21 protein-coding genes and 1 pseudogene are annotated in these 20685 nt (G+C 67.9%); 9 read left to right on the forward strand and 13 right to left on the reverse strand.

All coding sequences use genetic code 11. The features are described from left to right. Positions 1-238 (forward strand): annotated as a pseudogene (locus KBZ07_RS04265) (3-deoxy-manno-octulosonate cytidylyltransferase); the annotation flags it as partial. Here the strand turns inward: KBZ07_RS04265 and KBZ07_RS04270 are convergent. The 5 genes from KBZ07_RS04270 to galE are packed head-to-tail and all read right to left on the reverse strand — an operon-like array spanning position 235 to position 5836. Beyond that, a complete protein-coding gene (locus tag KBZ07_RS04270; protein ID WP_254930469.1) occupies positions 235-792 on the reverse strand; it encodes an HAD hydrolase family protein in 558 nt (185 codons plus the stop codon). The pseudogene KBZ07_RS04265 and the gene KBZ07_RS04270 sit on opposite strands and share 4 nt — an antisense overlap. Further along, complete coding sequence (gene kdsA, locus KBZ07_RS04275; protein ID WP_254930450.1) at positions 792-1622, reverse strand: 3-deoxy-8-phosphooctulonate synthase; 831 nt, start codon at positions 1620-1622, stop codon at positions 792-794. The genes KBZ07_RS04270 and kdsA overlap by 1 nt, the downstream gene beginning before the upstream one ends. After that, positions 1619-2650 (reverse strand): SIS domain-containing protein, encoded by a 1032-nt coding sequence (locus KBZ07_RS04280; RefSeq protein ID WP_254930451.1) that lies wholly within the window; start codon positions 2648-2650, stop codon positions 1619-1621. Before KBZ07_RS04280 ends, kdsA begins: the two co-directional genes overlap by 4 nt. Positions 2651-2703: 53 nt before the next feature. Further along, complete coding sequence (gene selD / locus KBZ07_RS04285) at positions 2704-4803, reverse strand: selenide, water dikinase SelD (protein ID WP_254930452.1); 2100 nt, start codon at positions 4801-4803, stop codon at positions 2704-2706. Further along, entirely contained in the window at positions 4793-5836 is a 1044-nt protein-coding gene (gene galE, locus KBZ07_RS04290; RefSeq protein ID WP_254930453.1) for a UDP-glucose 4-epimerase GalE, read from the reverse strand. The genes selD and galE overlap by 11 nt, the downstream gene beginning before the upstream one ends. Before the next feature lie 56 nt (positions 5837-5892). Here galE and KBZ07_RS04295 point away from each other — a divergent pair, with 56 nt between their 5' ends. The 5 genes from KBZ07_RS04295 (at position 5893) to KBZ07_RS04315 (ending at position 11479) form a co-directional block, all read left to right on the forward strand. Continuing rightward, positions 5893-7272 carry a nucleotide sugar dehydrogenase gene (locus KBZ07_RS04295; protein WP_254930454.1) on the forward strand — a complete coding sequence of 460 codons (1380 nt, stop codon included), beginning with the start codon at positions 5893-5895 and terminating at the stop codon, positions 7270-7272. A 3-nt stretch (positions 7273-7275) separates the two neighbouring features. Further along, positions 7276-8220 carry a UDP-glucuronic acid decarboxylase family protein gene (locus KBZ07_RS04300; RefSeq protein ID WP_254930455.1) on the forward strand — a complete coding sequence of 315 codons (945 nt, stop codon included), beginning with the start codon at positions 7276-7278 and terminating at the stop codon, positions 8218-8220. Continuing rightward, complete coding sequence (locus tag KBZ07_RS04305; RefSeq protein WP_254930456.1) at positions 8217-9236, forward strand: NAD-dependent epimerase; 1020 nt, start codon at positions 8217-8219, stop codon at positions 9234-9236. The genes KBZ07_RS04300 and KBZ07_RS04305 overlap by 4 nt, the downstream gene beginning before the upstream one ends. Positions 9237-9285: 49 nt before the next feature. Beyond that, positions 9286-10554, forward strand: coding sequence for a histidine--tRNA ligase (gene hisS / locus KBZ07_RS04310; protein WP_254930457.1), 1269 nt, complete (start codon positions 9286-9288; stop codon positions 10552-10554). A 91-nt stretch (positions 10555-10645) separates the two neighbouring features. Then, positions 10646-11479, forward strand: a complete 834-nt coding sequence (locus KBZ07_RS04315; protein ID WP_254930458.1) for an LpxI family protein — start codon at positions 10646-10648, stop codon at positions 11477-11479. Between the two features lie 11 nt (positions 11480-11490). Here KBZ07_RS04315 and hisB read toward each other — a convergent pair whose 3' ends face one another. Genes hisB through fabI form a run of 4 tightly spaced genes read right to left on the reverse strand, consistent with a single transcriptional unit; the run spans position 11491 to position 14872 of the window. Continuing rightward, positions 11491-12093, reverse strand: coding sequence for an imidazoleglycerol-phosphate dehydratase HisB (gene hisB, locus KBZ07_RS04320; RefSeq protein WP_254930459.1), 603 nt, complete (start codon positions 12091-12093; stop codon positions 11491-11493). A 45-nt stretch (positions 12094-12138) separates the two neighbouring features. After that, positions 12139-13047, reverse strand: coding sequence for a carbon-nitrogen hydrolase (locus KBZ07_RS04325; protein WP_254930460.1), 909 nt, complete (start codon positions 13045-13047; stop codon positions 12139-12141). Further along, on the reverse strand, positions 13044-14093 hold the full coding sequence (locus KBZ07_RS04330) for an agmatine deiminase family protein (protein ID WP_254930461.1): 1050 nt from the start codon (positions 14091-14093) through the stop codon (positions 13044-13046). The genes KBZ07_RS04325 and KBZ07_RS04330 overlap by 4 nt, the downstream gene beginning before the upstream one ends. After that, positions 14090-14872 carry an enoyl-ACP reductase FabI gene (fabI, locus tag KBZ07_RS04335; RefSeq protein ID WP_254930462.1) on the reverse strand — a complete coding sequence of 261 codons (783 nt, stop codon included), beginning with the start codon at positions 14870-14872 and terminating at the stop codon, positions 14090-14092. Before fabI ends, KBZ07_RS04330 begins: the two co-directional genes overlap by 4 nt. A gap of 26 nt (positions 14873-14898) precedes the next feature. On the opposite strand from fabI, the gene KBZ07_RS04340 reads away from it, so the two are divergent. Both KBZ07_RS04340 and KBZ07_RS04345 read left to right on the forward strand, forming a co-directional pair. Then, positions 14899-15735 (forward strand): FAD-binding domain-containing protein, encoded by an 837-nt coding sequence (locus KBZ07_RS04340; protein ID WP_254930463.1) that lies wholly within the window; start codon positions 14899-14901, stop codon positions 15733-15735. After that, a complete protein-coding gene (locus tag KBZ07_RS04345) occupies positions 15729-16196 on the forward strand; it encodes a hypothetical protein (RefSeq protein ID WP_254930464.1) in 468 nt (155 codons plus the stop codon). Before KBZ07_RS04340 ends, KBZ07_RS04345 begins: the two co-directional genes overlap by 7 nt. On the opposite strand, the gene KBZ07_RS04350 is transcribed toward KBZ07_RS04345, so the two are convergent. Beyond that, positions 16102-16644: a hypothetical protein gene (locus tag KBZ07_RS04350; protein WP_396123920.1), complete on the reverse strand. Its 543-nt coding sequence runs from the start codon at positions 16642-16644 to the stop codon at positions 16102-16104. The two genes, KBZ07_RS04345 and KBZ07_RS04350, sit on opposite strands and share 95 nt — an antisense overlap. A 121-nt stretch (positions 16645-16765) precedes the next feature. On the opposite strand from KBZ07_RS04350, the gene KBZ07_RS04355 reads away from it, so the two are divergent. Next, positions 16766-17971, forward strand: coding sequence for a DegT/DnrJ/EryC1/StrS aminotransferase family protein (locus KBZ07_RS04355; RefSeq protein WP_254930465.1), 1206 nt, complete (start codon positions 16766-16768; stop codon positions 17969-17971). Here KBZ07_RS04355 and KBZ07_RS04360 read toward each other — a convergent pair. Genes KBZ07_RS04360 through folK form a run of 3 tightly spaced genes read right to left on the reverse strand, consistent with a single transcriptional unit; the run spans position 17950 to position 20613 of the window. Continuing rightward, entirely contained in the window at positions 17950-19425 is a 1476-nt protein-coding gene (locus KBZ07_RS04360) for an FAD-binding domain-containing protein (RefSeq protein WP_254930466.1), read from the reverse strand. The two genes, KBZ07_RS04355 and KBZ07_RS04360, sit on opposite strands and share 22 nt — an antisense overlap. After that, positions 19425-19985 (reverse strand): NUDIX domain-containing protein, encoded by a 561-nt coding sequence (locus tag KBZ07_RS04365; RefSeq protein WP_254930467.1) that lies wholly within the window; start codon positions 19983-19985, stop codon positions 19425-19427. Before KBZ07_RS04365 ends, KBZ07_RS04360 begins: the two co-directional genes overlap by 1 nt. Before the next feature lie 43 nt (positions 19986-20028). Next, positions 20029-20613: a 2-amino-4-hydroxy-6-hydroxymethyldihydropteridine diphosphokinase gene (folK, locus tag KBZ07_RS04370; RefSeq protein ID WP_254930468.1), complete on the reverse strand. Its 585-nt coding sequence runs from the start codon at positions 20611-20613 to the stop codon at positions 20029-20031. Between the last annotated feature and the right edge of the window lie 72 nt (positions 20614-20685).

Below are 20685 nucleotides of genomic sequence, written 5' to 3' on the forward strand. Positions count from 1 at the left end.
GCAGTGGGGTGAACACACCACCTACTGGGGCCATGTGGGTCTCTACGGCTACCGGGCCGATGTGCTGGCGGGCTGGGCGGCGCTGCCCACCTCGCCGCTCGAAGATCTGGAGAAACTGGAGCAGCTGCGGCTGATCGACGCCGGCATTCCCCTGCTCACCTACGAGGTGGATCAGGATTGCCTCTCGGTGGACACCCAGGAGCAACTCGAGCAGGCCCGCGCCCTGGCCGGCGCCTAGGCGTTGCCCTCTCCCCAGCCTTCCCGGTTCAGCTGTCGCCAGAGCCCCCGCTGTTGCAGCAGGGCTTCGGCCAGTTCGCGCACGGCTCCATCGCCCCCTCGGCGGCGCAACACCCAGTCCGCCTGGCGGCGCAGGCCCGGGGCGCCATCGGCGGGGCTGATCAGCAGACCCGTAGCCGGGCGCACCGTGAGGTCGTTGAGGTCGTCGCCGATGAAGGCGGTTTGCTGGCGGGCGCACTGGAGATCGGCCTGGAGTTGGCGTAGGGCGCTGAGTTTGTCGCCCACGCCCACCAGGCAATGGCGGATGTCCAGGTGGGCGGCCCGTTGCTCGATGGCCCCGCTGCGCCCACCGCTGAGAAAGGCCACTTCAATGCCGGCGCGCTGCAGCATGCGGATCGCCAGCCCATCACGCACGTCGAAGCGCTTCAGCACCTGGCCCTGAGCGTCGTAGTGCAGGCCTCCATCGGTGAGCACGCCGTCAACGTCACAAACCAGCAGTTGGATCGCGGCAAGATCCCGGCGCCGCAGCAGGGTTCGTTGCAGCAGCTGGCGGATCACAGGCTGCTCGGAGCCATCTCCTCTGCCACCACCTGACGTAGGGCCAGCAGCTGGCGCAGTAGGGCCTCGAGCCGGTGCAGGGGGACCATGTTGGGGCCGTCGCTGAGGGCGTTGTCGGGGTCTGGATGGGTCTCCATGAACAGCCCATTCACCCCCACGGCGACCGCAGCTCGGGCCAGCGGCGCCACGAACTCCCGCTGGCCGCCGGTGCTGGTGCCGCGTCCCCCCGGCTGCTGCACGGCGTGGGTGGCATCGAAGATCACCGGACAACCCAGGGCCTGGAGCTGGGGGAAGCTGCGGTAATCGACCACCAGGGTGTTGTAGCCGAAGCTGGTGCCCCGCTCGGTGAGCCAGAGGCGGCCGCTGGCTGGCTCCAGCCCGAATTCGGCCATCTTGCTCACCACCTGGGCCATGTCCCAGGGGGCGAGGAACTGGCCTTTTTTCACGTTCACCACCTTGTTGCTGCCCGCTACGGCCTGGGCTGCGGCCTCCAGCAGGTCGCTCTGACGGCAGAGGAAAGCGGGGATCTGCAGCACGTCCACGGCCTGGGCCGCGGCAGCCGCCTGGTGGCTTTCATGGATGTCGGTGAGCACGGGCACCCCGAAGCTCTGGGCCACTTCCTGCAGAATTTTTAGCCCCTCATCGGGCCCCGGGCCCCGAAAAGATTTGCCGGAGCTGCGGTTGGCCTTGTCGAAGCTGGCTTTGAACACGTAGCGGATGCCGAGGCGGTCGGTGATCGTCTTCACCTGCTCGGCCACCTGCAGCACCAGATCGCGGTTTTCGATCACGCAGGGCCCGGCGATCAGGGTGAAGGGGATGGCCGTCATGGGCGCTCAGCGGCTGGGTTGGTGCTGAACCCAGCCTGCACCAGATCGTGCAGCCGCAGCAGGCCCAGCAGTTGGCCGGGCCGGGTGGGATCGACCACGGGCAGCACCGAAATCGCCTGGCGCGGATTGCGTTCCATCAGTTCCAGGGCGGTGATCGCCAGGGTCTGGGGAGCCACGGTGATTGGGTCGGTGGTGGCCATGGCCCCGGCGCGGATCGAGGCCCAGCTTTCGGGGGGGTGGCGCTGCAGGGTGCGGCGCAGGTCGCCATCGGTGATTAACCCCGCCATCTGCCTGGGGTCTCCGCTTGCCTGCACCCAGGCTGCCCCGAGGCTGCCCTTGCCGTTGCTGCCCTGGGTGAGTTGGCCGATCACCTCCGCCAGGGGGGCCTGGGGAGAGAGGCCCTCCAGGTCGGTGGCCGGCACCATCAGGTCGGCCACGGTGAGGGTGAGCTGGCGGCCCAGGGAGCCGGCGGGATGGTTGATGGCGAAATCTTCCGGCGAGATACCGGCCCGTTCCATCCAGACGGCCGCCAGGGCATCACCGATGGCCATCGCCACCGCCGTGCTGGCGGTAGGGGCCAGGTTCAAAGGGCACACTTCCCGATCGACAGATCCATCCAGCACCACATCGCAGCCCGTGGCCAGGCTGGAGCCCAGCCGGCCCACCAGGGCGATGCGGGCGGTGCCGCGGCGGCGCAGGTGGGGAATGATTGCCAGGAGCTCCTCTGTTTCGCCGCTGTTGGAGAGCAGCAGGGCCACGTCGTCGGCCGCCACGATGCCAAGATCGCCGTGCAGGGCATCGACGGGGTTGAGAAACACCGCCGTCAGGCCGATCGAGGAGAAGGTGGCGGCAATCTTGCGGGCGACGATGCCGCTCTTGCCCACTCCGGTGACCACCAGCTTGGAGCGGCGCTGGCGGCAGCCCGCCAGCAGCTCCAGGGCCGCCTCCACCTGGGCGCTGTTGAGGCGCTGGGCAGCCGCGGCGATTGCTGCCGCCTCTCCCTCCAGGCAACTGGTCAGGGCTGACAAGAGCTCGCCACCGGGGTGTCGGAATTCTCCCAGGTTGGCTGCAGCTGGGTTGCTCAGGAGTGCACCTGGCCGATGGTGGCCGCCCCAGGAAACCCAGCCCTTTCCATCTCGGCCAGGGCGGCATCGATCCGATCGGCGGGGATTGCCGCCAGCAGGGGGCCGCAGGTCTGGGGATCGATCAGCAGGGCCAGGCGGGCCCCATCAACCGGGCTCTGGAGCTCAACCCGATCTTCAAGCAGGGCCAGGGCGCTGGCATTGGCTGGGGCCAGGCTGCTGGTAAAGCCCTGCTCCAGCAGGGTCAGGGCCCCGGGCAGGCTGGGGACCTGACCGGCATTGAGGGTGACGCGGCAGCTAGTTGGGCTGGCGGCCAGCATCTCGCCCAGGTGGCCCAGCAGCCCGAAGCCGGTCACATCCGTGCAGGCCCGGCAGCCATGGCCGGCCAGCAGCTCCACCAGGGCCGCCTGGCTCTGTTGCATGGTGGCGAGAGCCCCGTCGAGCCACTGGGGTTGGGCGGTGCCGACCATGGCTGCGGCAAACAGCACCCCCGTGCCGATCGGCCGGCTGAGCAGCAGCCCATCGCCTGGGCGTAGGGGCCCCTTGCCCCAGAGTCGCCCGGCCTCCACGGCGCCATTGACACTCAGCACCAGGCTCAGGCCCACCGGCGTGCCCCTCGCCTCCAGGCTGTTTCTAGCTTCCAGGCTGTGGCCGCCGATCAGCCTTGCCCCCAGCGGCTTCAGCACCGACTCGATTCCGGCCAGGGTTTCGCTGAGCAGGTTGGCCTGCAGGGAAGCTGCCAGTTGGGGCAGGGTCACCACCGCCTGCACTGTTCGCACCTGGGCGCCGCAGGCCCAGATATCGCTGCAGGCATGCAAGGTGGTGATTCTGGCGTTGAGCCAGGGGTCGCTCACTAGGGCTGGGAAGCCATCGACGCTCTGCAGCAGCAGGTTGCCCTGGCCGTCCTGGCCGATCACGGCTGCGTCCTCGGCGCTGCCAGGCGTCCCGCCGCCCAGCCCATTGCGGGCCAGGGCGTCCTGCAAGGGGCCGGCGGCCAGTTTGGCCGCACACCCATGGCAGGCCATCGGGGTTGGGCGGTCCCCAGCCATGGCCTTGAGGCTGCTGAAGCGGTCCATGAAGCGCTGATCCAGGAACCGCTTCCAGCGCCAGAGCAAGGGGCTGGGCCCCAGGGCCCAGGGCCCCCAGAAAGCGGCAGCCTGGGGGCTGCGCCCCAGGCTGCCGCCATCGCCGAGCAGCTGCAGGGCCCAGGGTTGGGGGCGCCAGGAGCGCAGGGGGCGACCCGAAACGACCCTGGTCAGGTTCCTGGCCAGGGTCGGGGCGCAGCGCACGGCCCAGACGCCGGATGGGGGCCTGGGCTGGGCGGCGATGACCCCGCAGTCTCCACTGGCAAACACTCCGGGATGGTTCAGAACCTGGAGGCTGGCTGCGGTGAGCAACCTGCCGCGCTGGTCCTGCGACAGGCCAGCTGCCGCCAGCCAGCGGGGGGCGCGGCTGCCGGTGCAGGCCAGGTCGGCTGGGGCGGCCGCTGGACTGTGACGCTCCAGGCCAATGCCGGCCCGGTGGAGCAGCCGTTCGCCCACTCGGTTGGCTGCCCTGGAGCCCAGGTGCAGCTCGGCGCCGCGCAGCAGCAGCTCCGGTTTCAGTCCCCGACCCCGCAGGGCCAGGGCCAGTTCCACTGCCGCGGCTCCCCCACCTTTGATCCGCAGATTGGTCTGATCCAGCTGGCGGCACCACTCCAGGAAAGGATCCAGGGGCTTGACCGCCATGGCGGCGCCGGCGAGCTCGTAGGTCTCCGCGCCCACATCGAGGCTGAGCCAGTCCCAGCGGAGGCTGGGCCTTTCCTCCAGGTGCAGTTCCCTGGTCTGGAGATTGAGGCCCGTGATCTCTGCCTGCACGAAGGTCACCCCTGCCACCAGGCAGAGGCGGCGCAGGTCGATGGCGCCGGCCTGTTCCCCCACCAGGCCGGCCACTAGGGCCGGCACCAGGCCCGAATAGGGGGCGGTGCTGTGGCGACTGATCAGGGTGATCCGGGCGGCCGGTCGCCGCTGCCAATGGCGTCCAGCCATCGCCCAGATCCGCAGCACCAGGGAGTGGCTGTGGCCGCCGCCGGCCAACAGCAACTCCCCTTCAGCCTCCATATCCCTGGGGATTGGCCTGTTGCCAGCACCAGCTATCGCGGCACATTTCAGCTAGGGAGAGGCGGGTCCGCCAGCCCAGTCGCTCGGCGGCCAGGTGCGGATCGGCCACGGTGCAGGCGGCGTCCCCGTCCCTACGGGCCACGATGGCGTAGGGCACCGTGCGGCCGCTGGCGCTCTCGAAGGCCCGCACCACCTCCAGCACTGAATGGCCCTGGCCGCTACCCAGGTTGAGGGTGAGCAGCTGGGGAGGCTCGGCCAGCAGGGCATCGAGGGCGGCCCGGTGACCTTCGGCCAGGTCCATCACATGGATGTAGTCGCGGATGCCGCTGCCGTCGGGGGTGGGCCAGTCGCCACCGAACACCTGCAGTTCAGCCCGCCGCCCCACGGCCACCTGGCTGACAAAGGGCAGGAGATTGTTGGGAATGCCGCTGGGGTCTTCGCCGATGCGGCCACTGGGGTGGGCCCCCACCGGGTTGAAATACCGCAGCCGGGCAATTCGCCAGCCGGCCTCACTGGCGGCCAGATCCGCCAGCATCTGCTCCACCGCCGCCTTGCTGTGGCCATAGGGATTGATCGGCTTGATGGCTGCCCCCTCCCCGATCGGCATGGTTTCGGGCAGGCCGTAAACGGTGCAACTGCTGCTGAATACAAGGGTGCGGCAGCCATGGGCCTGCATGGCTTTGAGCAGGTGGCGGGAGCCGCTGAGGTTCACGTCCCAGTAACGCAGCGGATCGCCCACCGATTCGCCCACGGCCTTGAGGCCGGCGAAGTGGATCACCGCCTCGATGGGCTGGCCTGAGGGGGCGGCGGCAAAGGCCTTGTCCAGATCCGCAGCTGAGCGGATATCGCCTTCGACGACCACCAGCCGGTCGGCGGCCCCGGGTCCGGCAAGTTCCAGTACCCGCCGCAGTGCTTCCGGGGAGCTGTTGTCGTAGTTGTCAATCACCACGAGGCTGTGGCCCGCTTCAAGCAGCAGCAGGGAGGTGTGGCTGCCGATGAAGCCGGCGCCTCCAGTTATTAGCAGCTGGGTCAAGATTGTTTCCTGCGAGGGTGGGCGATAGTCTCGGTCGAATCTTGCCACCAACTGTCATGGACGCACCATCAATTCGCAGCATTTGCTGCATTGGTGCCGGCTATGTGGGCGGCCCGACAATGGCCGTGGTCGCCGATCGCTGCCCCCACATCCAGGTCACGGTGGTGGACCTCAATGCGGAGCGGATTGGGGCCTGGAACTCCGCCGATCTCAGCTTGCTGCCCATCTATGAACCCGGGCTCGATGAGGTGGTGGGCCGGGCGCGAGGTCGCAACCTGCACTTCACCACCTCGGTGGAGGGGGCGATCGCGACCGCCGACATGGTGTTCATCTCCGTGAACACCCCCACCAAGACCCAGGGGGTGGGGGCAGGTCAGGCAAGTGATCTCAAGTGGATCGAGGCATCGGCACGCATGCTGGCCAAGGCGGCCACTGGCCACACGATCGTGGTGGAGAAGAGCACCCTGCCGGTGCGCACGGCCCAGGCGGTGAAGTCGATTCTGGAGGCTGGCCCGGCGGGAAAGAGCTTTGCGGTGCTCTCAAATCCGGAGTTTCTGGCGGAGGGCTCGGCGATCCGAGATCTGGAGAATCCCGATCGGGTGCTGATTGGTGGGGAATGCCAGGAAGCGATTGAGGCGCTGGCAGGGATCTACGGCCACTGGGTGGCTCCGGAAAAAATTCTGCGCACCAATCTTTGGAGCAGCGAGCTTAGCAAGCTCACGGCCAATGCTTTCCTGGCCCAGCGGATCAGCTCGATCAACAGCATCGCCGCCCTCTGTGAGGCCACCGGTGCCGACGTGCGCGAGGTGGCCAATGCAATCGGTGCAGACAGCCGCATTGGCCCCAAGTTCCTCAAGGCCGGCCCTGGATTTGGCGGCAGCTGCTTCCAGAAGGACATCCTCAATCTGGTTTACCTGTGCCGTTATTACGGCCTTGAGGATGTGGCCAGCTACTGGGAACAGGTGGTGACCCTGAACACATGGCAACAGCACCGCATCTCCAGGCTGATGGTGAATCGGCTGTTCGGCACGATCAGCGGCAAGCGGATCGCCGTATTGGGCTTTGCCTTCAAGGCCGATACCAACGACACCCGCGAATCGCCGGCAATCCAAGTTTGCCTGGACCTGCTGGAGGAGGGGGCATGCCTGGCGATCGTTGATCCCAAAGTTGGTAAAGGCCAGATCAGCATCGACCTGGGTAAGCCCGCTGGCCAGGGCGAGGGCAACTGGCAGCTGGTGGATTCGGTGGAGGCGGCGGCCGAAGGTGCCGATGCCCTGGTGCTGCTCACCGAGTGGCAACAATTTGGCCAGATCAACTGGCCTGCGGTGGCTGCGCTGATGCGCCAGCCGGCCTGGCTCTTTGATTCAAGGGCCAAGGCCGATGGGGCGGCTGCCCGGGCGGCAGGCTTAAATGTTTGGACCTTGGGCGAGGGCTGAGCGATGCCTGCTTCAATCACCCGCAACCTGATCACCGGCGGAGCTGGCTTTGTCGGCTCCCATCTGGTGGATCGGCTAATGCAGGCCGGCGAGGAGGTCATCTGCCTTGACAACTACTTCACCGGCCGCAAATCAAATATTGCCGAGTGGATCGGCCACCCCCGCTTTGAGCTGATTCGCCACGACGTCACCGAGCCAATCTGGCTGGAAGTTGACCGGATCTGGCACCTGGCCTGCCCGGCTTCCCCCGTGCATTACCAGTTCAACCCGATCAAGACCGCTAAAACCAGTTTCCTTGGCACCTACAACATGCTGGGTCTGGCCCGGCGCGTGGGTGCCCGGCTGCTGATGGCCTCCACCAGTGAGATCTACGGCGACCCCGAGGTTCATCCCCAGCCAGAGAGCTACCGGGGCTGCGTCAACACCATTGGTATCCGCAGCTGCTACGACGAAGGCAAACGCATCGCCGAAACCCTCTGCTTCGACTACCAGCGGATGCACGGCACGGAGATCCGCGTGATGCGCATCTTCAACACCTACGGGCCGCGCATGCTGCCCGACGACGGCCGGGTGGTGAGCAACTTCATCGTGCAGGCGTTGCGTGGCGAGCCCCTCACCCTCTACGGCGACGGCAGTCAGACCCGCTCCTTCTGCTACGTGGCCGATTTGGTGGAGGGCATGATCCGGCTGATGAACGGCAGCCACGCCGGCCCGATGAACATCGGCAATCCCGGCGAGTTCACGATCCGCCAGCTGGCAGAGCTGGTGCGCGCCAAGATCAACCCCGAGCTGCCGTTGATCGAGAAGCCCCTGCCGGCGGATGATCCCCTGCAGCGCCAGCCGGTGATCGACCTGGCCAAGCAGGAGCTGGACTGGCAGCCTGAGGTGCCGCTGGAGCAGGGTCTGGAGCCCACAATCGCCTACTTCCGCGAGATATTGGCTTCTTGACTCGGGCTGTGCTCGTGACCGGGGCGGCGGGCTTCATCGGCGCCGCGGTCTGCGAGCGTCTGCTGGGGCGGGGAGAGCGGGTTGTGGGGATCGACAACCTCAACTGCTACTACGACCCTGCCTTGAAGCGGGCCCGATTGGCCCGGCTCGAGGCCCTTGCTTCCACCGGAGCCTGGCGTTTTCAGCAGCTTGACCTAGGCGAAGTTGCTGCGATCGCCGAGCTGTTTGGGCGCGAGAAGCCACGCCTGGTGATTCACCTCGCCGCCCAGGCCGGGGTTCGCTACTCCATCGAAAATCCAGGTGCCTACCTGGAGAGCAACCTGGTGGGCCTGGGTTCGATCCTTGAGGGTTGCCGGCACCACGGCGCTGAACACCTGGTGTATGCATCCAGCAGCTCGGTTTACGGCGGCAACACCAACCTGCCATTCGCCGAAAGCCAGCCGGTCAACCATCCGGTGAGCCTCTACGCCGCCACTAAGAAGGCAGGCGAATTGATGGCCCACACCTACAGCCACCTCTATGGGCTGCCCGCCACCGGCCTGCGCTTCTTCACCGTCTACGGGCCCTGGGGCCGGCCGGACATGGCACCGATGCTGTTCGCCAGGGCGATCCTGGCGGGCGACTCGATCCGGGTGTTCAACCAGGGTCGCATGCGCCGTGACTTCACCTACATCGACGACATCGTTTCAGGCTTGATCGCCTGCGCAGACAAGCCGGCGACAGCTGATCCCTGCTTCGACGCCTCGGCGCCCGATCCGGCCACCAGCTGGGCGCCCCACCGGCTGTTCAACATCGGCAACAGCGAACCGGTTGAGTTGTTGCGTTTCATCGAATTGCTTGAGCAGGCCCTGGGCCGAGAGGCCATTCGCGATCTGCAGCCCATGCAGCCCGGCGATCTTGAGGCCACGGCCGCTGACACCTCCCTGCTCGAAGCCTGGGTGGGCTTTCGGCCCTCGACGCCGATCGAAGTGGGGGTGGAGCGCTTTGCCCACTGGTATCGGCACACCTACGCCTGAACTTGAGCCCAGGCCGGCAGGCAGACTCAGGCCACTTGCATTCTCCGGTTTGGCGTCGCTCCAGAGCCTGCGTGGCATGGCCGACCTGTTGCCGGGGCAGATCGGCCTTTGGCAGCACGTGGAGGCCAGGGCTCGGGAGCATTTTCGCCGCTCGGGGATAACGGAGATCCGCACCCCTCTGCTGGAGGTCACCGAGCTGTTTGCCCGCGGCATCGGCGAGGCCACCGATGTGGTCGGAAAGGAGATGTATACGTTTCTGGATCGGGGGGAGCGCAGCTGCACCCTGCGCCCGGAGGGCACTGCTTCGGTGGTGCGGGCTGCGATCCAGCACGGCCTGCTGAGCCAGGGGGCCCAGCGGCTCTGGTACGGGGGCCCGATGTTTCGCTATGAGCGTCCCCAGGCGGGGCGGCTGCGCCAGTTTCACCAAATCGGCGTGGAGCTGCTCGGTTTTGCCGATGCCTGCAGCGATGTGGAGGCGATCGCCATCGCCTGGGATCTGCTAGCCGAGCTGGGCCTCGGTGGCCTGGCCCTGGAGCTCAATTCCCTCGGCAGCAGCGAGGATCGGGTCCGCTACCGCGAGCAGTTGGTGGCCTGGCTGGAGCAGCGGCGCGACCAGCTGGATGCCGATTCCCAGGCCCGCATCCACACCAATCCCCTGCGGGTGCTTGATGCCAAGCATCCAGACACCCAGGCCCTGCTGGCGGAGGCCCCCAGCCTGGCTTCCGCGCTCAGTGACGCGAGTCAGGCCCGCTTTGCTGCCGTGCAGCAAGCCCTCACGGCCCTGGGCATTCCGTTTGTGCTCAACCCCCGGCTGGTGCGGGGCCTCGATTACTACAGCCACACCGCCTTCGAGATCACCAGCAGCCAGCTGGGTGCCCAGGCCACGGTGTGTGGCGGCGGTCGCTACGACGGCCTGGTGCAGCAGCTGGGCGGGCCGGCGACCCCGGCGATCGGTTGGGCCCTGGGGATGGAGCGGCTGGTATTGCTGCTCAGCCAGGCCGAGCGCCCCGCTGCGGCTTTGGATCTCTATGTGGTGAGTCGGGGCGAGGCGGCGGCGACGGCGGCGCTGGCTTTGGCAAGGCTTTGCCGCCAGGCGGGCCTGGCGGTGGAAAGGGATGCCAGTGGCTCGGCCTTCGCGAAGCAGTTCAAGCGGGCCGATCGCTCCGGGGCCCGTTGGGCGGCGGTGATCGGCGAGCAGGAGGCGGCTGATGGCCTGGTCGGGCTCCAGGATCTGCGCGCCAGCGAGCCCGCTGGCGATCGGCGACTGGGTCCCGTGGAGCTGGTTGAGGCCTTGCAGGCCGCCCGGGGGAGGCCATGACGCCGTAGGACCTGTCCACCCGCGGCAGCCATTGCGGGGTTGGGGGCCTTTGACTGCCCCAAGAAATTTGCTTAGAGCTGTCTCGGCCCTGATGGGTGATCCGTCCCTCGCGATCATTGCTGGTGAAGGGGTGCTGCCGAGGATGCTCTCGGAGGCCCTCTCCCGGGCAGGCCGTGCCCACATCGCCTGCTATCCCCATGGGCTTGAGGTGGAGGTGCCGGCGGCTGAGGAGTTCTTTTTTGAACGCTCGATCGCCTTCATCAAGTCGCTGCAGCAGCGGGGTATCAACCAGATCGTGATGGTGGGCAAGTTTGTGCGTCCCCGTTCGCTCAACTTGCTGCGCTTTGAGGGCTCCACCTTGATGGCCGCCCCGCGGATCCTGGGTTCTCTGCGCAATGGCGACGATGCTTCCCTGCGGGCCCTGGCCCAGATCATCGAGGAGTACGGCCTCAAGGTGGTGGGCATCGAAGACGTGGCACCCAACCTGTTGCCAGAGCCTGGCCTCTACGCCAGCAGGGTGCCGAGTGACCTGGATCGGGCCGATGTGGAGCGGGCCGCCTACATCGTTGAAGCCATCTCCCAGGTGGATGTGGGTCAGGGGGCCGTGGTGGCCAAGGGGCTGTGCCTGGCCACCGAAGCCCTGCCCGGCACCGATGCCATGCTCGAGTGGGTGGCGGCCACCCGGAGCGAGCTGCTCGAAGCCGGTCGCTTCGGCGTGCTTTACAAGGCCCCCAAGCTCAACCAGGACCGGCGCATGGATCTGCCCGGCATCGGTCCCACCACCGTGGCCAAGGCCGCCGCAGCCGGCCTTGCCGGCATCGCCTGGGAGGCCCGCAGTGCCCTGTTGCTGGACGCGGAGCAGACGATGGCGGATGCGGAGCGGCTGGGGCTGTTTTTGTGGTCGCGGGAGCCTCAGGCGCTCTGAGCACCCAGTGTTCAGGCTCCCGCCTGCTCCAGCACGCCCTTGCTGCTGGGTATGGCCCCGGCCCGGCGGGGATCCACCTCCACTGCCAGGCGCAGGGCCCGCGCAAACGCCTTGAAGCAGGCCTCAACGATGTGGTGGGAGTTCACCCCCGCGAGCTGGCGGATGTGCAGGGTGAGGCCGGCATTGTTGGCCACCGCCACGAAGAACTCCTTCACCAGTTCAGTGTCGTAGCTGCCGATCTTCTGGGCGGGGATCTGCAGGTCGTAGCTGAGGTGGGGCCGGCCGCTGCAATCCAGCGCCACCTGCACCAGGGCCTCATCCAGGGGTGCCACGAAGTGGCCGAAGCGGTGGATGCCCCGCCGCTCGCCCAGGGCCTGGGCCAGGGCCTGGCCCACGGCGATGCCCACGTCTTCGTTGGTGTGGTGGTCGTCGATGTGGGTGTCGCCCTTGGCGCTGATCTCCAGGTCGATCAGGCCGTGGCTGGCCAGCTGGTGGAGCATGTGATCGAGAAACGCCACGCCGGTGTTCACCGTGCAGCGGCCGCTGCCGTCGAGCCCCAGGGTCACGCGTACATCGGTTTCGCCGGTGACGCGGTGGATGGTTCCGGTGCGCATGGCCGCCAAACGCCCTTCAGGGTTGCCCCATGCTGACAGGTGGGCCTAGGTACGCCAGCGCTTGAGCAGCTCGCCATAGGCATCGATGCGCCGGTCGCGCAGAAAGGGCCACCAGCGGCGTACCGCTTCGCTGCGGTCCAGGTCCAGATCCACCAGCAGCACGGCCTCCTCTGCCACGCTCGCCTGGGTCAGCAGTTCCCCCTGGGGGCCGGCGGCAAAGCTGCTTCCCCAAAACTGCAGGCCTGCCGAGCCGGGCGCCGTTGCAACCGCCGAACTCGTCTCGGGGTCCAGCTCGTGACCGCAACGGTTAGCCACTAGCACCGGCAGGCCATTGGCAATGGCGTGGCCCCGTTGCACGGTGATCCAGGCCTCCCGCTGCCGGGCCTGCTCTGCTGGGCTGTCGTTTGGGCTCCAGCCAATAGCCGTGGGATAGAGCAGCAGATCGGCGCCGGCCAGGGCCATCAGCCGTGCCGCCTCAGGAAACCACTGGTCCCAGCAGACCAGCACTCCCAGCCGGCCCACACTGGTGGCAATCGGCTCAAAACCCAGGTCCCCCGGGGTGAAATAGAACTTCTCGTAGAAGCCCGGATCATCCGGGATATGCATCTTGCGGTAGATGCCTGCGATCGAGCCATCGCGTTCGAGCACCACGGCTGTGTTGTGGGAGAGCCCGGGCGCCCGACGTTCAAACAGGCTGATCACCAGCACGATGGCCAGTTCCTTGGCCAGGGCCCCGAAATGGTCGCTGGAGGGGCCCGGGATCGGTTCGGCTAGGTCATGGCGGCCAACCAGCTCCTGTTGGCAGAAGTAGGCGCTGGTGTGGAGCTCCTGGCAGACCACCAATTGGGCTCCCTGGCCGGCGGCCTGGCGGATGGCGCGGCCGGTTGCCGCCACCATTGCCTCGCGGTTGCCGGCCCAGGCCTGTTGCACCAGCGCAGCCACCAGGACGCTCACTGAAAGACGGCTGCAGGTATCTGCATGGTGGCGCAGTGCAGGGAGCCGTGCTGCAGGAGGAGGGCGGAGCAGTCGATGGCCTCGATTGTGTGGCAGGGGAATGCCTTGGCCAGGGCAGCCTGGGCTGCCTGATCGCGGCTGGGATCGCCGTAGCTGGGCACCAGCACGGCCCCATTGAGGATCAGGAAGTTGGCGTAGGTGGCCGGCAGCCGGCGGCCATCATCCGGGGCGAAGCGGGCCTGGGGCCAGGGCAGGGGAATTAGCCGGTAGGGTCCCCCGGCGGCGGTGCGAAGCCCCTGGAGTTCCGCTTCCAGTCGCTGCAGCGGTGCCGCTGCGGGATCGCCGGGATCGTCACAGCTGACGTAGGCCAGGGTGCCTGGATCGCACAGGCGCACCAGGGTGTCGATATGGGCGTCCGTGTCATCGCCGCAGAGCTCTCCATGGTTCAGCCAGATCACCCGCCTGGCGCCCAGCTGGGCGATCAGGGCCGTCTCGATGGCTGCTTTGTCGAGTTGGGGGTTGCGCCCGGGCGAGAGCAGGCAGCTGCTGGTGGTGAAAATTGTGCCGGCCCCATCGGATTCGATGCTGCCCCCCTCCAGCACCAGTCCAACCGGCTCGAGCGGGGAGAGGCCAAAGGCTCCTCCATGCCAGGCGGCGGCGGTGGCCCGGTTGTCGCCTCCGGCCTGGTATTTGCCGCCCCAGCCGTTGAAGCGGAAATCCAGCAGCAAGGGGGCCTCGCCTTCTGGGCCCCGGCTCTCCAGCACGGTGATCGGCCCGTAGTCGCGCGTCCAGGTGTCCTGGGCCGGGCTGGCCCACACCCGCAGCCGGCCTGTGCCCAGATGGGCCAACTCTTGAGCGGTGGCTTCAGGCGTTGCACTGAGCAGCAGCACGGGGGCATGGCGGCTGATCGCCGCGCAGAGCTCCCGGTAGCAAGCGCGCACCGCTGGGAGGTAGGGCGCCCAATCGCCATCGGCGCGGGGCCAGGCCATCAAGACGGCCCCCACGGGCTCCCATTCGGCCGGAAGCCGCCTGCTTCGTGCCTTCACATCCCGTTGATGCAGTATCCAGCGTCCACATAGATCACCTGGCCGGTGATGCCAGATGCCAGTGGGCTGGCCAGGAAGGCGGCCGCTCCGCCCACCTCTTCCTGGGTCACGGTGCGCTGCAGGGGAGCCTTGGCCTCCACGTTGTGGATCATGTCGAGGATGCCGCCGATGGCGCTGCTCGCCAGGGTGCGGATCGGTCCGGCGCTGATGGCATTGACCCGCACCTGCTTGTCGGGCCCCAATTCGGCGGCCAGATAGCGCACCGAGGCCTCCAGGGCCGCCTTGGCAACCCCCATCACGTTGTAGTTGGGAATGGCCCGCTCGGCCCCCAGATAGGTGAGGGTGATCACGCTGGCGCCTGGGTTGAACAGGGGTTTGGCCCAGCGGCACAGGGGGGCCAGCGAGTAGGCGCTCACCTCCAGGGCCCGGGCGAAGCCCTCGGGGCTGATGGCGGAGTAGTCGCCGATCAGTTCATCCTTGCCGGCGAAGGCCAGGCAGTGCACCAGCACGTCGATCGAGCCCCACTGCTCCTTCACCCGCGCAAACACGGCCTCGATCTGGGCTGGATCCTGCACGTTCAGCGGCTCGAACAGGCTGGGCGCCAGCGGAGCGGTGAGCTCCCGCACCTTGGTTTCGAAGCGACCCTTCTCATCGGGCAGGTAGGTGACCCCCAGCTCACAACCGGCGGCATGGAGCTGCTGGGCGATGCCCCAGGCGATCGACTTGTTGTTGGCGATGCCGGTTACCAGGGCCTTCTTGCCGCGCAGATCGAGGAGCATGGGTGCAGTGGCCGGGAGCCGGAAGGATGCAATCGGACGATTCTCCCCCACCCGGGGATCTGCCCTGCCGCTTTGCCAGCCGGGCGGAGCTGGAGGCAACCCTGCGCCAGCTGTTCCCCGATGCCCCTGGCGGATTGAGTCCGATCCAGGGGGGGCGCCGGGCGGCTGAAACGGCGCTAGCCGCCGTCGATCCCCTGGCCTATGGCCGCAGCCGCAACCACCTCGATGGTGCGGTGACGCACCTCTCGCCCTACATCCGCCATGGCGCGCTCAGCCTGGCGGAGGTGCGCGAGGCGGTGTTCACCTGGCTGGAGCGCAGCGGTGAGCCGGCCCAGGTCGCTGCCAAGCTGCTCAATGAGCTCGGTTGGCGCGACTACTGGCAGCGGCTCTGGCGCCAGCTGGGTGATGGCATCTGGCACGATCGCGAGCCGCTCAAAACCGGCCACCTCAGCGCCAGCTATGCCGCGGAGCTGCCGGCCGACCTGCTGGAGGCCAGCACCGGCCTGGCCTGTATCGATGGCTTTACGGCCGAGCTGCACACCAGCGGCTGGCTGCACAACCACGCCCGCATGTGGCTGGCCAGTTACGTGGTGCACTGGCGCCGGGTGCGCTGGCAGGCCGGCGCCCGCTGGTTTCTCCAGCACCTGCTCGATGGCGATCCAGCCAGCAACAACCTCAGTTGGCAGTGGGTGGCCAGCAGCTTCAGCAGCAAGCCCTACCTGTTCAACCGCGCCAACCTGGAGCGTTTCAGCGGCGGGCGCTACTGCCGCAGCTGCGCCGCCGCCACAGCCGGCACCTGCCCGTTTGAGGCCAGCTACGAGCAGTTGCAGGCGGCCCTGTTTGGGGAGGTTGGGCCGTGCTGAACCCCGTGCTCTGGATCCATGGCGAGGCCCTGGGGCCCACCAACCCAGCCCTGGTGGCCTATCCGGGGGCGCCGGCGGTGTTTGTTTTCGATCGGCAGCTGATCGCCCAGGCGGGCCTCAGCCTCAAGCGCCTGGGCTTCATCTATGAGTGCCTGCTGGAGTTGCCGGTCACCCTGCGCCATGGCGATGTGGCCGAGGAGGTGCTCGCCTTTGCCCGCCGCCACCGCGCCGATGGGGTGGCCACCACCTTTGCAGTGGATCCCCGCTTCGCCGGATTGCACCAGCGGATCGCCGCCCAGCTGCCGGTGCAGCTGCTGGAGCCGGAGCCCTTCCTGGAGCTGCCGGAGCCGGTGGATCTGCGCCGCTTCAGCCGTTTTTGGCGCCGGGCTGAGCCGGTGCTGTGGGGGCGGCGGGCTGGAGCAGGCGCTCCTCCTGCTCCAGTACGGCGTTGGGATCGCTGAGCAGGTCGGGCTCCTCCAGCAGCGGGTAGGCCTCGGGCTTGATCTCGCTGGCTTTGCGGGGGGGCTCCAGCCAGACGAAGCTGGTGCGGGGTGAGCGCTGACGGCAGAGGGCCTCGCTCTGTTGGCGCAGGGCTCGGCGCACATCCGCGCGGGCCACGGCCTGGAAGAACTCCTCCCGTGGGGCGAGCCCCGAGCTGAATGGCGCCGTGCCGTTGCCGTTGAACAGCCGGGCCGCATCGGCGCTCCAGCGGGGCTTGCAACTGCCGCTCTGGCGGGTGTCGGTGTCTAGCCAGATGTGCAGGCCATAGCCATCGGGTTGGCTGACCACCGCCAGGCCGTCGTGGGGCACCACCCGTTGCAGGGGGTAGATCGTCCAGCTGGGGTGGCGGTGGGCAGGCACGCAGCCGCCGAGCAGGCCGGCGCCGCAGGTCGCGGCCAGGGCGCCCACCAGGGCGCGCGGGCTCCTAGGGAGGGTCAAAATTGAATTCACAGGGCGGAGAGGGCACAAATCATGGCCCTCACCCATTCCCAGCGGCGGCCGGCGTGGTGGGCGACTTAAATTGCTCGCCATGCAGGTGCCCCCTTTCAGTCTCAGCGAGCAGATCCAGGAGCTGGGAGCTGCCCTGGATCAGGCTGTGCTGGAGGTGTTGCGCAGTGGTCAGTACATCGGCGGCGCCACGATCGCCAGCTTTGAGCAAGACTTCGCCGCCGCCTGTGGCGTGCCCCATGCCATCGGCTGCAACAGCGGCACCGATGCCCTGATCCTGGCCCTGCGGGGCCTGGGCATCGGCGCTGGCGATGAGGTGATCACCGCCTCGTTCAGCTTCTTCGCCACCGCGGAGGCGATCAGCGCCGTGGGCGCGACGCCGGTGTTTGTGGATGTGGAGGAGAGCAGCTATCTGATCGATCTGGAGCAGTTGGAGGCAGCCATTACCCCCGCCACCCGGGCCCTGCTGCCGGTCCACCTGTTCGGAAGGCCCGTCGACATGGAGCGGGTATGTGCCATCGCCGCGCGCCATGGCCTCAAGGTGGTCGAAGACTGCGCCCAGGCCACCGGCGCCAGCTGGGCTGGCCGGTCGGTCGGCAGTTGGGGGGATGTGGGCTGCTTCAGCTTCTTCCCCACCAAGAATCTCGGTGCTGGTGGCGATGGCGGGGCCCTCACCTGTCGCGATGGGGCCCTGGCCCAGGCCATCCGGGAGCTGGCGGTGCACGGCATGCCGCGCCGCTACCTGCACACCGCCCTTGGCTACAACAGCCGCCTTGACGCCATGCAGGCGGCCGTTCTGAACGTCAAGCTGCCCCACCTGCCCCGCTGGGTGGAACGCCGCGGCGCCATCGCCCGTCGGTACAGCGAGCAGCTCGGGGCCCTGGCGGCGGTGGCCTTGCCGCCGGCCGGACCCCCTGGCCACAGCTGGAATCAGTTCGTTATCCGGGTGCCCCAGTGCCCCGGGGCCAAGGCCTGTGGGGCGACCCCTGGCACCTGCCTGCCCTCCTCCGATAGCGCCGTCTTCGGCCTGCCGGAGGCTTGCTGCCGCGACTGGCTCAAGCAGCAGCTCCAGGAGGCCGGTGTCAGCACGATCATCTACTACCCGATCCCGATCCACCGCCAGCCCGCCTACGCCGATCTGGGCTACGGCCCCGGCTCCCTGCCGGTCACCGAACGGCTCTGCGCTGAGGTGCTCAGCTTGCCGATTTTCCCAGAGCTCAGTGAGGCCCAGCAGCAGCGGGTGATTGAGGTGCTGGCCAGGGTGGTTCAGCCCTTGATCGTGGCGTAGAGCGCCTTGAACCGGGCCTGCTGGATCTTGTGGTTCACCAGCGGCGCCGGGTAGCCGCGTCGCTCCAGCGGGGCGATCTCGCCACTGATCAGGTCCCGCGTTGATACATGGCGCAGCTCCGGCAGCCAGGTGCGGATGTAGTCGCCATCAGCATCGAATTTGGAGGCCTGGGTGGCCGGATTGAAGATGCGCAGGGGCTTGGGGTCCATCCCGCTGCTGGCGCTCCACTGCCAGCCGCCGTTGTTGGCGGCCAAGTCGCCATCCACCAGCCGGGCCATGAACGCAGATTCGCCCCAGCGCCAGTCGCAGATCAGGTCCTTCACCAGGAAGGAGGCCACGATCATGCGGCAGCGGTTGTGCATCCAGCCGCTCTCATTTAGCTGGCGCATGGCGGCATCGATGATCGGCATGCCCGTGAGTCCCTCGCGCCAGGCCTCAAACCAGCCGCTGTCGTTGTCCCAGGGGAAGGCGCGCCACTGGGGCCGGTAGGGCCCTTCAGCCAGCTCGGGAAAGTGAAAAAGTGCCTGCTGGTAAAACTCGCGCCAAGCCAGCTCCTGCTCCCACACCTGGATTGAGTGCCGCTCCTCCTCGCTGCGGGCCAGCGGCCTGGCCTGCTGAGCGGCGGCCCAGGCCTGGCGGGGGCTGAGCGTGCCGAACTTGAGGGCGGCGCTGAGCCCTGAGGTGCCCGCTTCGCCGGGGATGTTGCGTCCCGGTTCGTAGCCAAGCAGCGCAATGGAGCGGCTATCGCCATCGCAGAAGGCTGCCAGCTGCTCTTGGGCCGCTTTTTCGCCAGGACGGCAGGGGCAGAGCTCAGCACCTCCAAAGCCGTGCTCCAAAAAACCATGCTCCAGTTCCGGGCTGGTGAGCGGCAGCCCGCTGAGCTGGGTGGACTCGCAATCCATCAGGGCGCTCGGCGCCGGCAGGGGGTCCAGGCTACCCGAGGCTGCTGTGCCGGTAGCGCTCGCCTCCTCCACCCAGCGGCGCCAACTGCGCCAGTAGGGCCCGTAGACCCGATAAGGGTCGCCAGCGCCGGTTTTGAGGGCTTCCGGCGCCACCAGGAGCTGGTCCCAATCGGCTAGCACCTTGCACCCCTCCGCCTGCAGCGCCCGCGCCACCCGCCGGTCGCGCTCTCGCCCGAAGGGTTCCACGTCCCGGTTCCAGGCCACCACTTCGGCGCCTAGGGCGTTGGCCAACCTGGGCAGCAGCTCGGCTGGATCACCACGCAATACCACCAGCCTGCTGCCGGCCTGCTGCCAGGCCTGCTGCAGCTCCCGCAGGCTCTCAGAAAGAAACCACAGCCGCGCTGGGGCCATGCTGGGATCCGAGAGGATGGCCGGATCCAGCACGAACACCCCGGTCACGGCAGGGCTGGCGGCGGCGGCCGCCGCCAGGCCCCGGTTGTCGGCCAGGCGCAGATCGCGGCGATGCCAAAACAGCCAGCGCTCCGGAGCCATTAGATCCCCAGCAGTTGCTTGGCCCGCAGCCAGGCGGTGACGCTTTTGCCATCGAGGTACTCGTCGCCGCTGGCCAGGGCCGCATCCAGTTCGCCGGGCTCCATCAGCAGCACCTCTAGGTCTTCGTCGTCGTCGCCGGCGGGCGGTTCGGCCAAGGGGCTGAGGTCGCGGGCCAGGAACAGGTGAATCACCTCATCGGAGTAGCCCGGGCAGGGCAGCATCGCCCCCAGGGGATCCCAGCGGCTGGCGCTGTAGCCGGCCTCCTCCTGCAGCTCCCGCTGCATGGTGCTGAGGGGATCTTCGCCTTCATCGAGGGTGCCGGCCGGAAATTCCAGCAGGCGGGTGGCCACGGCGAAGCGGTACTGGCGCAGCACTACCACCCGGCCGTCGTCAAGCACCGGCACCGCCAGGGAGGCGCCGGGGTGGCGGATCAAGCCAAAAGTGCCCACCACGCCCATCGGCAGCTCGACGCGGGTGACCTCAAAGCGGATCTTGCGGGCATCGAGCACCGCGGTGGTTTCCAGGTGACGCGAGGGCTCTGGAGCGGGGAGGGGCGCCATGGCTGGGCTTGTCGCGGGTCTGTGGGGCCAGCATCGCGCAGGGTTACCCCAGCTGCTCGGGCCAGCCGGGTCTGCCAGCTAGCGCTATCACCGCGCACCCAGGTTCTGGGGCCAGGCCTGCCAGGGCAGCCAGCGGCGCCAGCACAAAGTCTCGCTGCCGCCAAAGCGGGTGGGGCAACTGGAGGCGGGGGGTGTGGCAGCTCAGATCCCCCCACCAGAGCAGGTCGAGGTCGATGCTGCGGGGGGCCCAGCGCGCCTGACGCTCCCGGCCGAAGTCATGCTCCAGCGCTTGCAATTGCTCCAGTAGAGCTTCACCGGCTGCTGTCCTTGCCCTATCTGCTCCCAGCCCTGCCACCAGGCCGTCCACCACTAGGACCGCATTGATATAAGGCGGCTGGCCTGGGGGGCCGCCTACGGGTTCGGTCTCAAACAGAGGAGACCAGCGGAAGCCGGTAGGCCCCGAGCTGAGGCACTGGCCCCACTGGCGCAGGCTGGCTTCGAGCAGGGGGCGCACGGCGATCAGGGTGGCGATCGGGCCACCGCAGCGGCTGGGCAGGTTGGCGCCTAGGGCGATGGCCAGGGTTGCCGCTTCACTGCCTCTGGGCTGATCAGCGAGACTGGCTGGCATGTGAATCGGGTCTTAGCCCTCCCATGGTTGCAAGCGGAGTTGCCAGTAGGGCCTTTCCCCTCGCCGCCATCA

The organism is Cyanobium sp. BA20m-14, assembly GCF_024346295.1.

Bases quoted from the DNA above. Each gene is read 5' to 3' on its own strand.
- kdsA (WP_254930450.1), bottom strand. From the start codon at position 1,622: ATGACGGCCATCCCCTTCACCCTGATCGCCGGGCCCTGCGTGATCGAA.
- selD (WP_254930452.1), bottom strand. From the start codon at position 4,803: ATGGAGGCTGAAGGGGAGTTGCTGTTGGCCGGCGGCGGCCACAGCCAC.
- KBZ07_RS04295 (WP_254930454.1), top strand. From the start codon at position 5,893: ATGGACGCACCATCAATTCGCAGCATTTGCTGCATTGGTGCCGGCTAT.
- KBZ07_RS04300 (WP_254930455.1), top strand. From the start codon at position 7,276: ATGCCTGCTTCAATCACCCGCAACCTGATCACCGGCGGAGCTGGCTTT.
- KBZ07_RS04315 (WP_254930458.1), top strand. From the start codon at position 10,646: ATGGGTGATCCGTCCCTCGCGATCATTGCTGGTGAAGGGGTGCTGCCG.
- hisB (WP_254930459.1), bottom strand. From the start codon at position 12,093: ATGCGCACCGGAACCATCCACCGCGTCACCGGCGAAACCGATGTACGC.
- fabI (WP_254930462.1), bottom strand. From the start codon at position 14,872: ATGCTCCTCGATCTGCGCGGCAAGAAGGCCCTGGTAACCGGCATCGCC.
- KBZ07_RS04340 (WP_254930463.1), top strand. From the start codon at position 14,899: ATGCAATCGGACGATTCTCCCCCACCCGGGGATCTGCCCTGCCGCTTT.
- KBZ07_RS04355 (WP_254930465.1), top strand. From the start codon at position 16,766: ATGCAGGTGCCCCCTTTCAGTCTCAGCGAGCAGATCCAGGAGCTGGGA.
- KBZ07_RS04360 (WP_254930466.1), bottom strand. From the start codon at position 19,425: ATGGCTCCGGAGCGCTGGCTGTTTTGGCATCGCCGCGATCTGCGCCTG.
- KBZ07_RS04365 (WP_254930467.1), bottom strand. From the start codon at position 19,985: ATGGCGCCCCTCCCCGCTCCAGAGCCCTCGCGTCACCTGGAAACCACC.
- folK (WP_254930468.1), bottom strand. From the start codon at position 20,613: ATGCCAGCCAGTCTCGCTGATCAGCCCAGAGGCAGTGAAGCGGCAACC.